This is a genomic window from Paraburkholderia madseniana (assembly GCF_009690905.1).
Lineage (GTDB): Bacteria > Pseudomonadota > Gammaproteobacteria > Burkholderiales > Burkholderiaceae > Paraburkholderia > Paraburkholderia madseniana.
The window spans coordinates 20,062-34,669 of record NZ_VOSW01000053.1; the positions used below are offsets into that span (position 1 = coordinate 20,062).

Sequence of the window (14,608 nt, forward strand, 5' to 3'; positions counted from 1 at the left end):
GACTCTTGTTGAAATCGCATTCACATTACACCTCTATAGTGTCGAATCAAGGTTGTGCTTGGATTGAAAATACTCGGATCGCCACAGTTCGCGGCATTGCTGGCGCTACCGGCTTCAGTTGTGCAAGGTGCCGGCGATGGTTTCCACGATGCTCAGCAAGTCGCCCTGTTCGACGAGCCGGTGGACGCCCATCATGTCCGGATAGAAGAACCGATCGCCTTCTGCTGTCGGGGCAACCTGTCGAATTCGCGCATACACCGCCGCGGTTGCCGGTGAAGCGTCGGCTGGATCGAAGAAGTCCAGCGCCTGGGCGGCGGTGAGCAGTTCGATCGCCAGCACGTGCTGCAACTTCTGCGAAGTTGTGTAGGCTTTTCGTGCCGCGTGATAAGCGAAGCTCACGGGGTCTTCCTGGTTGCCACTCGTCGGCACGCTATCGACGCTTGCCGGTTGAGCAAGGGTGCGCATCTCGCCCAGCAATCCGGCCGCCGTGTACTGAATAATCATGTAACCGCTGTTCAGCCCGGGATCCTTCGCGAGGAACGCAGGCAGTTCGCTGAAGTACGGGTTGACGAGACGGTCCGTCCTGCGCTCCGAGATCTTCGCGAGCGTGGTCATGGAGATGCAAAGGAGATCGCACGCGATGCCGACGAACGTACCGTCGAAGTTGGCACCGGATATCGCGGTACCATCCTCGGCGTCGGGATGGATGACAGGGTTGTCGCCGCACGACCCCACTTCATCGAGAATCGCGTCGTACGCGTCCTTGATCGCCCGCTTGGACGCTCCATGTACCTGAGCAATGCCGCGAAGGCTGTAGGCGTCCTGCAGCCGGTAATCGGTAAAGCGATCGCATAGCGCACTTCCGGCGAGGAGCCGCCGGATGTTGTCGGCCGTGTTCCGCTGATCGACGTGTTTCTTGACGGAGTGATACCGGGCATCCAGCGAGCGCGTGGTGGCCTTGAGCGGCTGCAGGGACATTGATGCGGCGATGTCCGCAACCTTCGAAAGCTCGAGCGCGTTGTAAAGCGCGAGCATCCCGATCGCGGTCACTGAGGTAGTGCCGTTGGTGAGCGAAAGCCCCTCCTTGCAGCGCAACGAGTGCGGCTTCAGCCCCGCTCGCTCCAATGCTTCGGCGCCACTCACGCGTTCACCGCGATAGAAAGCTTCTCCTTCGCCGATCAGCACAAGCGCCATATGTGCCTCGGGCGCGAGATAACCAACCGATCCATCGCCCGGTGCGAACGGCGTGATGTCGTTGTTCAGCAGTCCGGCGATTTGCTGCAGCAACTCGAGGCTTACGCCGGAATAACCCTTGCCGAGGCTGATCAGCATCATCAGGAGCGTGGCTCGAACCACTTCACGAGGCAGCGGTTCGCCGACCGAGACGGCATGGGAGCGCACGATATTTCGCTGAAGCTGCTCGGCGTCGTCCGGGCTGATGACGCGTGTCGAATTTGCGCCAAAGCCAGACGTCACCCCATAGACAAGCCGGTTCTGGCTCAGAAAAAGATCGACCAGGCGGCGCGAGTTCAACACGCGCTCGCGATAGACGGGCGAAAACTTTATCTGTGCGCCATGTCGGGCTACGGCAATGAATTGCTCGATTGAAATATCGGATTCCCCGAGCTGAACTTCGGATATCTTGCTGGGTCGAGATTCGATGTGCGCCAGACTCATTCTGAATTTCCTCTGTCGAATGCATGAAATGAAGTGGGTGGCAAAATCCGCTTCAAAGCGTGATGTTTGCCGGAGATCATTGCAGGACAGAGTAGCGGCGGGGGTGTTAGCGCACAAACGATTTGATTTGAGTTCCGTGTTTAGTTTTTCTAAAGTCGGATTTTTGTTTCGTGCTTAATTTGACTTTATAAAGGGTGAGTTCTGTTTAATTCGAGAAAACTATTTTCTCGGATTTTTTGAGGGTGTCAGAACGACTCGATCCTTGAGATCGGCAGAGCCGGTCCGGCTCTGCCGTCCATGTCACACCGTTACGGCGTGCGCGGAAACTCGAACGCGTCGAACAGGTCGTCGATTGCGGGCGCATTGACCGGCACATACGGATGCGTCTGCAACTGGATCGGATTCGGCAGATTGTCACGGCTTCTTTCCGTGATCGGCTTCAAATGCCAGTTGCGGTCGATGAACTTCACGATCGACGCGTGATCACCGTACTGGTGCACGACGCGGCCACCGCGAGAGTATGGCGACACGACGATCATCGGAATGCGCGGGCCGTCGCCGAAGAAGTCGAGCGGCTGGATGTAGCCTGAGTCGTAGTAGCCGCCGCCTTCGTCGGTCGTGACAAGAATCGCTGTCGAAGCCCACAGGCTCGGGTCACGCTGCACCGTGTCGACCAGCTTGTGCACGAACGATTCAAAGAGTCCGAACTTCGACGACTCCGGATGCCCGTCGAGCAGACCGCCCGGCTTCACGAACGAAACCGCGGGCAGCGTGCCGTTCGCGATGTCCGCGTACAGATCGGTCGTGTCCTGCAGGTGCGCTTTGACGAGCGCGGGGTTCGTCATGATCGCGGTTTCATACAGGAACGGGTTGCAGATATTGCAGTAGACACTCGTGGCCGGCGTCGTCACAAACGTATTCCAGCCTTCGCCGTAGTACTTCCACGAGATGTTCTTCTCGATCAGCGTATCGGCGATCGTCCGCACCGGCGACGGCGGGATCGTGAACGTACTCGTATTGACCGTGCCGTCCCCGTTGTAGCCTGGGTTGTAGTTGTTCAGCAGGTAATACGTGTTCGGCGCGCACTTCGCGTCCGGCTTGTACGGCAGGCGGTTCAGGTACTGCCGCAGCGCGCCGGCGCCGGGCTGATGACTGTCCGAGCAGTTGCTGTACGTGCCGCCCGAATAGCCGTCCTGCGTGTAATAGTTGTTGGTGTTTGCCTGCGGTAGCGGATTCTCGATCTCATCTGCCGGCGGCTTTGTGGCATTGCCGTTGCCGTCCGTGTAGTAGAGCGCATCGGCGGTGCCGATCATGATGCTGTTCGCGCCCGTGCCGCCCATCACCGGCTGGTGATAGTTGTCGCTGATCGTGAATTGGCGCGCGAGATGCGTGAAGTACGGCATGTCGCCGGTATTCACGTTGTAATAGCCGAGCGCGGTCGCGCCTTCGCCGGTCGTCTCGTCGTTGAAGTTCGCGGGCCGCGGCTTGCCGTTCGAACCGGCGCCCACCGACGTCTCCACCCACGCGAACAGATCCATCTGACAACCGCTCGGATTATCGAGTGTGGCGTGATCGAGGCTGCAATCGGCCTGTTGCCAATTCTGGTAGAAGCGGTGCACCGGGCTGTTGATGTACTGATCATAGTCGGGACCGACGCGCGAGATCTGATACGGTCCATTCGGCAGGTTATACGTGTTCGAGCCGAAGCGCGTATCGACGCTATGCGTCGGCAAGCCGCTCGCGCCGGTGGTCAAATGCACGACGTCCCAAGGCTCCATCATCGCGCCCTCGGCGGCCTGCGCCGCGGTGAGCGTGGCGAACGGCGGCGGACTGGTATCGCTCGGTGTGCTTGCCGTAGAGCCGGTATTCGGCGCCGGCAGCACTGTATACGGCTGCTTGCCGCCAGGCGCCATCTCGAAGCGCTTCGGGTCAGTGGCGCTAGCCGTGTATTGCGCGGCCAGCGCGAAGTTCGGACCCGGGCGGCCGTCGGCCGTGATGATGCCCTTCGACAGCAGGTTCGCCACTGTCTGCCCCTGGCGTGGCGTGTAAGCACCAAATACGTGATCGAACGTGCGGTTCTCGCCGACCACCACGATGACATGCTTGATCGGCGACGCGGTGTTCACTGGCGCAGCCGCTGTCGCGGCCTGCAGCTGGCTTTGCGCGACGGTCGGCCAGATAGCCGCGGCAAGCGCGACGGAAACGGCGCCGCAAAGCAAGCCGCTTCTAAATATGGGTGTACTAATTACGTTGGCAATTTTTTTCACGAACGCCTCCATGACGTTACTCGGACGAGCAAGCGGTAATGTGGCGTGTGGCGACGACGGGCAGCTCCCTGCGTGGGGACGCTGCCTCCATTACAAAGCGTTACGACGGGAAGAAATTATAGGGAGGGAATGACAATACGGGGACAAAAAAAAGTCGCTGGCATGTGAATTTGCCAACGAATTACTTTCACTGCGATTCACATTGCATAATTCGCCCGTGGCAAAGGCAGCGAGCACATCATTGTTCATTGCGGTTATCTCGTCGCTTCAACATAAATCGGTGTCATGTTTTCACATGTCTTTAGCTTGGCTATGACCGCCGGCGGCGTTTCGGGGCGATTTTCGTGCATGCAAAACTTCATGCTTTCCACGTAAGCATTGGCACTTCGTGGGTTAGAGCCTGACTATGAATCACACTTTGGGTGTTCAAACCGCAGAATATTCTGCGGTTTGACGGTCGGCGTTAGGGTCCAGCGATGGTACAAAATCCTGGCGGTTAATACCTCCAAAATACGCTAATCTAAAATAATAAGATCCGTTATATAGGGGCGAAAGCAAAATGAAAACCCGCTCGCCACTCACTATCTGTCTGCCGCTTGCGATATTTGTCGCCGCATGCGTTCTGTCACTTCCGACCCTCGTCATCGCGGTTGTCTGGATGACGATTGGTGTGATGGCGCTCGGCCATCGCAGCCTTGAAAGCTTTCCTGCGACTGGTATAAACCGTGAGTGGCTCCGGGGATACCGCGGAGCATGCCTGTGGTTCTGGCATCTGGCCTGGTGGCCTTGGTACATGCGCTCATCTATCCAGGATGTCACCGGACAGATCGGAAACTCGCTGCATCGAACGAAGAAATCAGGGGATAAAGAGCTGAAGAGTTCGTCGGACAGGCGGTCAAATGACGACCATGATTGAAAGCGCGACGGGAGCGGAGCGGCAGCCGTCTTCCGATGGTTAGTGTACAAGGCGCCCAATTTCGACCGTTTGCAACTGCTGTCCGGATCCGCGCGTGTTCAACTGTACCTGTCGAACTCGTGAATCACCAACGCACAATACGAAGGTTATTGCGTCGATCCATCGATGCAATTGACTGATAAGTCGGCTGCTGCCAGCGATTCCTCACATCGTATTCACCACACGCGCGATTGGTAGATCCATCCGGCAGATCGTCACCATTGCCCTGGCTGCGCACTCGAATGACGGAATTCAAAAGCGCCAGAGAACAAGTATTGCTGGAATAAGCTGACATGTTCCATCGTTTACTCGTCAGGCAACCACGTCCCGAGCGGCAGGCCCCTATCGCGGCCATGCTTGCGACGTGAATTTGCGCAAGCACACCGATGTGCTGGGTGACGCCGACGACACTACGTCGAAAACGTCGGGGATTCATGTGGCCATACATCATGAACAAACTGCTTCGTTTCGGGACATTGCTCGTCTGTCTCGGCTTCGCTGCGCCTGCACTCGCGCAAACGTATGACGAGCAACCGGTGCCGGTCGACAGCACGGACAGCGCGAATTGCCGAGCTGTTGTCGGGCAGGCAGAAATCGATGGGACGATGCAGCAGGTTGTCGGACGTGCTTGCCTGCAAAGTGATGGGACCTGGCAGATTGTTCAAAGCCAGGATGGCAGCGTGCTGTGGTACCCCGCCGCGGCCTATCCCTATTCCGACCCCTGGTGGTGGGGGCCGCCGGTATTCATCGGCGCGGGCGTGAGCTTTATCTTTGTCGACCGTTTCCATCACTTCCATCACTTCGACCACTTTCATCAGATGGGTCACGTTCGCTTTGCACCAAACGGAACGGGTTTTCACCGCGGTCCGTTCCCGGGCGGTGGTATGCATAACTTCGGTGGTACGAGGGGATTCGGCGGCATGCATGGGTCCGGCGGCATGCATGGGTCCGGCGGAATGCATGGATTCGGCGGCATGAATGGGTCCGGCGGAATGCATCGGCGCTAGTCCAACTTTTCCTATGTGCGCCTCTCGCAACGCTCATATGGGATCGTCCAACGTGACCGTTCACGCCGCGCCGGCGAACTACGTCGAACAAGGGTAGCCGTCAGCCGGCCCGGGCCAGTACAGCGCCTCCTGGTATTACTGCGATCCACCCACGCGAGATCTCTAGAAAGACCAGAGCGTGCCGCTAAAAAGCGGTGGTCCGACAAAACGTAGACCGGGATCGGAGTCGTTCGAGCGGAAGATTGTGGAGGTGCGGTCCGTTGCGTGATTCCGGTTACTTACGCGGACCACCCCCGTGCGATCCGCTCGCTCCCGACGGCTGAAAGTCGCTGCCGAAACCACTTGAGTCGTGCCCGCCGCCGTGGCCTTCGGCGTGGCCTTCGGCGTGCGCTTCGCCGTGGCCGCGGCCAGCCATTGCGCCGCCGTGATGAAAGTCACGATCATGGTCATGGCCGCGATGAAAATCGAAGTCGTGGTCGTGGTCGTGGTCGTGATCGTGGTGGTGACGGTGAAAGTTGTCAATATCGACAAAGCCGGAAAAACCTCCTTCGTACAGGGGGTACCCATAGGCGGGACCGCAGTAATATTCAGCGCCCGCAGGATTGGTCATCATGTACTCCTGATCACAGGAATTCATCGATGTGTCGTAAGGCGCCACGGCACAGCCGCCCAGCAATGCGGCTGCAAATACCCCTGTCAAATGGGGCAAAATCATGTGCTGCACGGTAAGACCTCATCTAATGTGGCGGAACGACTCCGCTAAAGATTTAGACCACGGCGAGGCACACATGTCCGGGGAGCGTGCAGCGGAAATTCGGTACCGCGCGTGACAAAACGAGGTCGCCAAGCTCATCTGGATCAGTGAAACGTGGTGCGTCAAAAAAAGCATGACCCAAGCCGGTCAGGGCGTGACGAGCAAAGACGTATGCAGGCCCATCGAGTAGTGGCCTGGCCGGTTGCAGATTACTACGTAGCGGCCGGGTGCCAACTTGAGCGTCAAACGCTTGCTCTTGCCGGGGTCGATGTCCTCCACCTCTCCCATTTTTTTGAACTGGCTCTCCGACACCTGTCCATTTTTAACTGGCAGCCTATCGGCGGCCAGGTCTGTTTTAAGAACGACGAACTCATGCGTCATACCGGTGTCCGGCGCGTTGCTTACCTCGAACGTGACTTTGCCTGCCTTAACGTCACTTGCATTGAGCTGGATCGTGTTCGTGAGCAGCGTGGCTTTTATCGTCTGCTCTGCGTAACTGGGGCTGCAAACGAGGCCGAGTGCGGCCACACCAAGGAAGACTGCGGTGCGTGAGCTTGAGAACATGACGTTTTCCTCTACGAATACCGCGCGTATCAACAGTACAGAAATAAAACGGCCGGTGCCGCGGGCTTATTCCCGTGTCCGAGAACTATTTTCGTGTCGGTCGCTAACCGATCCCACCTCCGCCCGACGTAACGCAAATCATGTTGGTCGTACTTCGGCGGAACCTCAGATCGAGGCCTATTTTTTTCGCAGACGTTCGTTCACCAGGCGAGCAATAGCTGCCGGTGCCTGGTCTGGTATGGCGAAAACCGAGCTGACGTTGATCTCGCAGAGTACGTAGGTATCCTTGCCCGATTCGGTGCGCGGCCCATAAAGAAAGTCAGCATCCCAGATAATCGGCAGCGAAGCGCTGTCGATGTTCAGGAGATCCATCATTTGCGGCGTCCATTCGAGTTCCATTTTCGCTCTGAGGGCCTGGAACGGCTCAGCCGAGGCGGGGTGCATGATACGTGGCCCGGGCTGCGCAGCGTCAGAGTCGGGTCCTTCCGGTGGAGGCGGTATCAGCGCCTTGATCAACTGGTGTCCAAATCCAACAACCTTCTCTCTTCCCATGTAGCAGCGAATCATGCCGTCGGGCAGGCGTGACTGAAAGGGTTGGTCGACAATGCAGCCGTCGGGCGTGAGGTATATCTCGCAACGCGCCATGAACTCGTGAAGCGTTGTCTCTTCTGGCACACTCCCTCGGCGGGCATGCAGAACTCGAACCAATACGGTATCGCTGCCCGGCGGCGAGATTTGCTCGACCTTCCAGACCCCCTGACCACCATTGCCCCGGTTTTGTTTGAGCACGCGGGGCCCAGCCGATTCCAGCCGGGACGGGAACTCGGACTGGAACGCAGATTTGTTGCGATAGACATGGGTATCCGTTCCCCAGCCGAAATGCCTGGTGCGATGTAGAACCTCCTTGACGCCCATCTTCAAGATAACGTCAGGGTGGGCGCTGACCCAGGGTCCGCGCGACGCCACCTCCCGCAACATCGCGTCGAGAACGACTCGGGTCTGCCCATCGTGAATCGGGTCGACCCATACCAGTACGCCATCGACATTCAGGAGTTGTTCACGCACTTCGTCCACCAGCTCGTCGGAATAGACGGCGGGTTGAGCAGCGATGCCGATCGCCGTCAGTTCTTCGAAGATGCGATAAAAGCGATTATTCGCCGGTGTCGCACTTTTACGCGCCTCATGATCGCCGCGCCACAGTACGGCCACCTTGGCCGTTTCAGTTTGACTCATCTCATCCTCCACACTCGTCACGGCCTCAGGCTTGAGGCGCCATGATGCGCAACGTCGTCCGTCCCTGAACGTTCCTGAGCGGGAAGTAAGCGCGATGCGTCGAGTCATCCACCGCGACGACGTGCGCATTGGGGCCAATGCGGCCGTCACCAATCTTCGACACGTTGCCCGCGTCGGCTTTGAACATCGAGACGATGCCAGTCTCACCGGCGATGTAGAGCAGATGCAGTTGCGGATCAAAGGCCAGGACATCCGGATCCCGACCGACATCGAAGGACGACTTGACGCGCATCGTGCGCATGTCGAGCACCAGCAACTTGTCATTGCCTTCGCACGCGATGAAAGCAAGCCGTTGCTGCGGTTCGATCAGCAGTCCGTGATTGCCCCGCGCGCCCGGCAGATCGATGCGCGCTACGATCCGGTCGTTGGCCGGGTCGATTTCGACCAGTTGCTGCCGGGATTGCACGTTCACGAAGATGTGCCGGGAGACCGGATCGTACTGGGTATTGCCGACCTCACCGCCGAGCGGGATCGTTGCAATGCGCGTGTTCGAGCGAACGTCGATCACAGTCTCGGTTTCGCCCGTTTCGTCGGACACATAGAGCTTGTGCGCATCGGGCGCGTAGGCAATTCCGTCCGGGTACCTGCCGCCCGGCATGCGCGCGGTGATCTTTAGTGTGGCTTCGTCAATCGCGACGATCTCATTTGAACCGGTGGCCGACGCATACACGCGTGACAATTCCGGAAGCGCCAGCACGCCATGCACTGAGGCCACGTCTGGAATCCGGGCGATTACGCGCGCTGCGCGCGTGTCAAACGCGACCACCTCGCCGTCGCCCAGATGGGCAATGAATAGCAGATGACGGTGCGGGTCAAGGCTTGCGTAATCGAGTCGGGTCGGTCGTCCGCCCAGCGGAATGTCGGTGATCTGTTTCAACGGCAGGTCGCCCATTTCAAGACCGTCATCCGCACCTGACGCGGAGAACCTCACGACCCCCAACGCGGCAACAATAGCGCACGCGACAGAAAGCAGCCAACGAGCAGCAGGCCGAGTCCAAAGTGCATTCATGATGCTAGTTTCATCAGTGTGTGCGCCGTGCAACGACGATCCGCGAGCGGCGCTCGTTCAATCGTCGTCTTCGCCAGCCTCACGCATCATCCAGTTCACGTCAGCCTCCGCCCAGGCAACGTTGCCTGCATCCGCATGGCGGCGTTGTCCCAGTTGATGAGGCTAAACAGCTGGTTGACGTATTCGTTACGCCGGTTCTGGTACTTCAGGTAGTACGCGTGCTCGAAAACATCGAGGATGAGGATGGGCTGGATGCCCCAGGCGGTCAGCTTCTGATGGTTCTCGCACTGGAGGATCATGAGCTTGCCCGTCGCGGGATGGTAGCCAACAACCCCCCAGCCGGATGCTTCTACAGCAATCGTCGCGGCTACCAGTTGTGCCTTGAACTTCGCATAGGAGCCGAAATTTCTGTCGATTGCTTTTGCCAGATCGCCCTTCGGTTCACCGCCTGTACCCGAGATGCTGGTCCAGTAAATGGTGTGCAGGATGTGACTCGATAGCTGGAAGGCCAGTTCTTTCTCATAGAACTTCACCAGCGCGAAGTCGTTTGAGTCCCGGGCTTTCGCCAAGCTGTCTTCAGCCTTGTTCGCGGCAGCCACCGCGGGCTTGTGGTGAAAGTTGTAGTGCAGTTCGACGGTGCGCGCATCGATAACCGGTTCAAGCGCATCGTAGGCGAATGGCAGCGGTGCAGCGGCATACTTGCCGTCCGCGTCTGTGAGCTTGTCGGTGTAACCGAGCTCTTCTGCGGCACGTGCCGATTGTGCCTGGGCCAGCATGATTCCAGCGCCGACCGCGGCGGTGTCTTGCAGGAAGGTACGGCGTGTGGCCATGAATACGATCCTCGTAGAATGCGCGCACGCGCGGGCAATCAGATGGCGTGCGAATGGATAAGCGGATAGACAGCGAGACCAAACAGGGCAGCCGCAACGACAATTACCGGCTCCTGCAGCTTCTTGAATCGCCAGAGCAACACGAGCGTCACAAGAGCAAGCATGACAGTCGGCCAGTCAACGATCGAGCGCCGCGCGATGACAATGACTGAGCCCGTGATTGCGCCCACGGCCGCCGCAGTAATGCCATCGACGAACGCCTTGACGGCCGGTAACTTGCCGTATTTCTTGAAGTACGGCGCCGGCAGCACCGTGAACAGATAGCAAGGCAGGAAAGTCCCGAGTGCGGCGACGCAGGCGCCCGAAAATCCGGCGACGAGATAGCCGATGAAGCCGACCGTAATGACGACCGGCCCCGGCGTGATCATTGCGACGGCCACCGCATCGACAAACTGCTTGTCGTTGAGCCAGTGATGTTCGGTCACGACGCCGCCGTAGAGGAAAGGCACGATTGCGAGTCCCGAGCCGAACACGAACGCCCCGGCCTTGGCGAAGAAAAGGCCGATCTGGCCGAGCAGTGGCAGATCAAGACCACTGAGGACGCCGCTCATACCGGGCGCCTGCGTAACGGCAAGCGCATTCAGTCCGCCTTTGCCAAACCACTTCGGCGGCGCACGCCAGAACCAGTTGATCAGGCCACCCGCGATAAACAGCCATGCGATCTCGGATTGGGTGACCACGGTGACGACCGCGAGCGTCAGGAATATCGCCCACAGCAGTCTGTCTTTGCCGATGGTCTTCCTGGTCAGCTTGTACGCGCTCATGGCGATGATTCCGACCACGGCGGCACCCACGCCGTAGAAGACTGCCTGCATCCAGGAGAGGCCGCCATACTGCGCGTAGGCCCAGCCGAGCGCCACAACCATCAGGAACGAAGGCAGGACGAATGCGATACCGGCCACCGTTGCACCGAGGACTCGGTAATGCACGTATCCGAGATAAATGCCGAGTTGTGCGGCCAGAGGACCTGGCATCATTTGAGCCAGCGCCAACCCCTCCTTGTAGTCCTGCTCGCTGATCCAGCCCCGACGTTCGACCAGGTCACGGTGCATGTAGCCGACCAGCGCCACCGGCCCTCCAAAACCGAAGGTGCCGAGGCGAAGCATGTAAAAGAGCAACTGCCAGAGGGTGTAGCCCGGCGCGGTCGCCGCCGTGGTGTTCATGACCGGCCCCCTGCGTCGGTGTTTTTTGTGCTCGCCGTGAAGTGCGCGTAGATCGAATCCAGCACGCGACTCATCTCGTCGAGCAGTTGATCGTCGTCCAATGCGCGTAGCCGCGCGCCGGCCATCACCGCTTCGAAGCCGACTGCTTCTGGTACCGGTGCGCCGCCGACGTCGAGCGCGTGCACCATTTCACCGAGCCGAAGAAGCGCCGCGTCTTCGTCGAGGCCGAAACTCACAACCAACACCTCAAACGTCACGCGCTCGCCCACGTGTGTGAAGGCCGCGCCGTCGAAGTCGAAGCCGAGTGCATCCGACGGGCAGGCTTCCGGCGACACGAGCCAAAGGAAGCGTGCCTGCGGATCGATGAAGCGACGGATCAGCCATGCGCTCGCAACGCGATCGACCCATAGCCGTTGCCGGGTTGCCCACGTGCGGGCCTGGTACTCGTCGCGCCGCAGCGGCCGGATGGCCCGCTCGGCCGCATGCGGCTCACCTGGCGACAGGACCGTATCCGCGAGCGCTACAAAGTCTTCCCAGGCGATTTCGGCGTCGGTCAAAGCGGCGCCCGGGAAATAGTCGATCGTCCGGATCGCGTCATAGTCCTTGCGCAGGCGACGCATCAGGCGGGTGACTTCCGCTGGTGCCTGGCCTCCGAGCGTCTTCCGCGCGGCGCCCAGTGACGCGACAAAGGTCCTGTAATCGTCGTTCCGGTCGAACAGTGCGCGAAAGTCCGCTTCCTGCGACGAGTCCAGACTTTGCGCCCGCAGCAGATGCGCAGTGCCACCGGCTTCGTCAATGCTGCCGGTGAGTTCGCGCAGCATGTCTTCGCGCTCCGCGGTGTGCGGCAACAGGTAGATGCCGTCACGCAGGACGGCGCCCCCCTTCGCTTTCAGCGCCCGCCATGCCCGCATCCGCGCGGTAGCGTTCTCAGTCGGAAAGGTCAGGACCAGTACGGCCCACGTGGTCAAGGTAGTCATGTAAAGTAAACTACATGTGTGTAGCGTACTTTACAAATTATTTTTCTTAAGCGTCGGCCGGCGTCGGATTGCGGGTAATGGAATCGACGCGCCGAGGCGCGCAGTGGCTGGCAGTCGCATGCCAGCCACCGGCGAAAGACCTGATTTCATGAAGTCGCTTCCGAGCGCTTTGCACGTCATTCCAACGCCCGTTATTGCCCACCATTCTCGAAAGGCACGTTCCAGACCGTCACGCTGTTTGTGTTGTCGTCGACCGCCGCAAAGCGCACGAACTCATGACGCGGCTGCGAGAACGCCAGTCCGAAGGCACCGGCTTGGGCCGGGTCGACGGCAAGCTGCGCGACGAAGCGGCCTTGCGGCGTAAATTCGACGATTTCGCTCGGCTGCTTCGGATCGCTATTGATCGCATCGCCGTTCGCGACGAACAGATGGCCGTTCGGTCCGAGGGTTAGCCCGAGCGGGCCGTGGAGATGTGCGTTGTCCGCATAGATCACCACGCCTTTGCCACCGTCGTGCTGCGATTTGCCCGCATCGAATACCGCGAAGATCGCGTTATCGACGGTGGACGCGACATAGAGTACGTCGCGCTGTGGGTCGTAGGCGAGTCCGGTCGGGCCTACGACCAGTGCCGCGGAATCGCTGCGATGCGGGTAAACCGAGGCGATCTGCGTCGCGTGGTTGAGATGAACGCCGTTGTCGTCGACGCTCACATCGAGGCGCACAACCGTCCCGTTGAGCACGTTCGATACGAACACCTTTGCACGGTCGCCTTGATCGAAGATCGTCAGATCCCAGGGTCCGTCGATCTTCGCCATCGCAGGCGTCCATTGCGCGACGATGTTGCCGGTTCGGTTCAGCACCAGCAGCACGCCGGGCTGGATCGTATTGAAGGTGCCATCCGTGGTCGGTACGCTGCCGACCAGCACGAAGCCGCCCTTGAGAACACCGAGCGCGGTGCTCAGGCCAAGCCCCGGGGCGCCCTGGAAGAACGTCGTGGCCGGCTGGTTGTTCGGCACGATCTTGACGATCGTCGTGCCAGTGCCCTGGGCGTTCTGCGCGTTGTTGAAGTTCGAGATCAGCAGGTCGCCTGCGGCGATGGTGCCGAAGCGGGGAAATCCGTCGGGCACGAAGGCGACGCCGTACGGATTGACATCACCGTTGGCCGGTATCGTCGTCGAGGTGACGAACGACGGCGGGAGCAGCGGCGTGAGCTCGTCGGCGAGGGCGGAGCCCGCTGCCGAAAGCGCGAGACTGGCGCCGTATAGGGCAGCCAGCAGCAGGTGTTTCAGCGTGCGGTCTTTTGCACGGACACCGCGCTGGCAGGGTTGCTGGTCGATTATCGGATTGAAGCCGTTTATGACGGGGTTCATGACTGGCATCTCCAAGAAGGCCGCGGGGCGGGCGCGTTGTTGTCGCTGCGCGCAGTGCGTGCCGGCCGCCGCTAGCGAATTTCGCCCGTGCCCACGAGACGGCAACCAGCACCGCTGTCCTGCAACTCGAACGCGCGTCGCGCAGCGTCGGCAACGGCGGGGCGAATCCTGCAAACAGGCAAGCGCAGACCCTTGCCGGCGGGTGCGTGGCAATCGAGGCCTGGTTCAGGCATAACGGAATGGGATCGTCCGTGCGCAGTAAACGGCTGGCAGGAACAAATATTCCAGCGTGACCGGCCACACGGGGTGGCCTGTCATGGCACGCTAGTCCGTTCGAGTTGAAGCAGTTGCAGCGTCGGCTTGACCGGAAGCCTGATGCGATGACCATCCGAAGAAGCATCGTTGAACACGTCTTCGGCACGCTCAAGCACTGGATGGGTGCCACACACTTCCAGACCCGGACGCTCGGGCGGGTGAGCACCGAAATGAGCCTTCAGGTACTGGCATACAACCTCAAGCGAGTCATGAATATACTTGGGGTTGCGAGGACAATGAAGGCAATGAGGATGGCTGGAAGCTGAGGCCCTGAAGGGCTTCTTGCGCTCGCATTGCTCGAATAGCGCAAGCTCGACGTATCTAACTTGATTGACCCGACCGCGAACCTCGCCCTCAGCCGCGAAAA

General features: G+C 59.6%; 13 protein-coding genes and 1 pseudogene. 3 read left to right on the forward strand and 11 right to left on the reverse strand.

Annotated features, from left to right (window positions below; all coding sequences use genetic code 11):
• Positions 1–114: 114 nt before the first annotated feature.
• Positions 115–1,677 (reverse strand): HAL/PAL/TAL family ammonia-lyase, encoded by a 1,563-nt coding sequence (locus tag FSO04_RS25965; protein WP_154563877.1) that lies wholly within the window; start codon positions 1,675–1,677, stop codon positions 115–117.
• Between the two features lie 308 nt (positions 1,678–1,985).
• On the reverse strand, positions 1,986–3,956 hold the full coding sequence (locus FSO04_RS25970) for an alkaline phosphatase family protein (RefSeq protein WP_154563879.1): 1,971 nt from the start codon (positions 3,954–3,956) through the stop codon (positions 1,986–1,988).
• A 547-nt stretch (positions 3,957–4,503) separates the two neighbouring features.
• On the opposite strand from FSO04_RS25970, the gene FSO04_RS25975 reads away from it, so the two are divergent.
• Positions 4,504–4,860: a hypothetical protein gene (locus FSO04_RS25975; protein WP_154563881.1), complete on the forward strand. Its 357-nt coding sequence runs from the start codon at positions 4,504–4,506 to the stop codon at positions 4,858–4,860.
• 124 nt (positions 4,861–4,984) lie between these two features.
• Here the strand turns inward: FSO04_RS25975 and FSO04_RS25980 are convergent, their stop codons facing one another.
• The gene (locus FSO04_RS25980; RefSeq protein WP_154563883.1) at positions 4,985–5,350 is read right to left on the reverse strand and encodes a hypothetical protein; all 366 of its coding nucleotides are present in this window, start codon (positions 5,348–5,350) and stop codon (positions 4,985–4,987) included.
• On the opposite strand from FSO04_RS25980, the gene FSO04_RS25985 reads away from it, so the two are divergent.
• Positions 5,349–5,906, forward strand: coding sequence for a hypothetical protein (locus tag FSO04_RS25985; protein WP_154563885.1), 558 nt, complete (start codon positions 5,349–5,351; stop codon positions 5,904–5,906). The two genes, FSO04_RS25980 and FSO04_RS25985, sit on opposite strands and share 2 nt — an antisense overlap.
• Positions 5,907–6,180: 274 nt before the next feature.
• Here the strand turns inward: FSO04_RS25985 and FSO04_RS46465 are convergent, their stop codons facing one another.
• From FSO04_RS46465 to FSO04_RS26025, 8 genes are all read right to left on the reverse strand, one after another.
• Complete coding sequence (locus FSO04_RS46465) at positions 6,181–6,630, reverse strand: hypothetical protein (RefSeq protein ID WP_166618247.1); 450 nt, start codon at positions 6,628–6,630, stop codon at positions 6,181–6,183.
• A gap of 177 nt (positions 6,631–6,807) precedes the next feature.
• Positions 6,808–7,224, reverse strand: coding sequence for a cupredoxin domain-containing protein (locus FSO04_RS25995; RefSeq protein ID WP_154563889.1), 417 nt, complete (start codon positions 7,222–7,224; stop codon positions 6,808–6,810).
• Positions 7,225–7,401: 177 nt separating this feature from the next.
• Positions 7,402–8,457 (reverse strand): Cj0069 family protein, encoded by a 1,056-nt coding sequence (locus tag FSO04_RS26000; RefSeq protein ID WP_154563891.1) that lies wholly within the window; start codon positions 8,455–8,457, stop codon positions 7,402–7,404.
• Positions 8,458–8,482: 25 nt separating this feature from the next.
• Positions 8,483–9,526, reverse strand: a complete 1,044-nt coding sequence (locus FSO04_RS26005) for a YncE family protein (RefSeq protein WP_154563893.1) — start codon at positions 9,524–9,526, stop codon at positions 8,483–8,485.
• Between the two features lie 95 nt (positions 9,527–9,621).
• Positions 9,622–10,356 carry a superoxide dismutase gene (locus FSO04_RS26010; protein WP_233464981.1) on the reverse strand — a complete coding sequence of 245 codons (735 nt, stop codon included), beginning with the start codon at positions 10,354–10,356 and terminating at the stop codon, positions 9,622–9,624.
• Between the two features lie 38 nt (positions 10,357–10,394).
• A complete protein-coding gene (locus FSO04_RS26015) occupies positions 10,395–11,579 on the reverse strand; it encodes a chromate transporter (protein WP_154563895.1) in 1,185 nt (394 codons plus the stop codon).
• Positions 11,576–12,556, reverse strand: a complete 981-nt coding sequence (locus FSO04_RS26020; RefSeq protein ID WP_154563897.1) for a chromate resistance protein ChrB domain-containing protein — start codon at positions 12,554–12,556, stop codon at positions 11,576–11,578. The genes FSO04_RS26015 and FSO04_RS26020 overlap by 4 nt, the downstream gene beginning before the upstream one ends.
• A gap of 191 nt (positions 12,557–12,747) precedes the next feature.
• On the reverse strand, positions 12,748–13,926 hold the full coding sequence (locus tag FSO04_RS26025; RefSeq protein ID WP_233464982.1) for an NHL repeat-containing protein: 1,179 nt from the start codon (positions 13,924–13,926) through the stop codon (positions 12,748–12,750).
• A 338-nt stretch (positions 13,927–14,264) separates the two neighbouring features.
• Between FSO04_RS26025 and FSO04_RS26030 the strand changes: the two are divergent.
• Positions 14,265–14,507, forward strand: a pseudogene (locus tag FSO04_RS26030) (transposase); the annotation flags it as partial.
• Positions 14,508–14,608 lie beyond the last annotated feature (101 nt).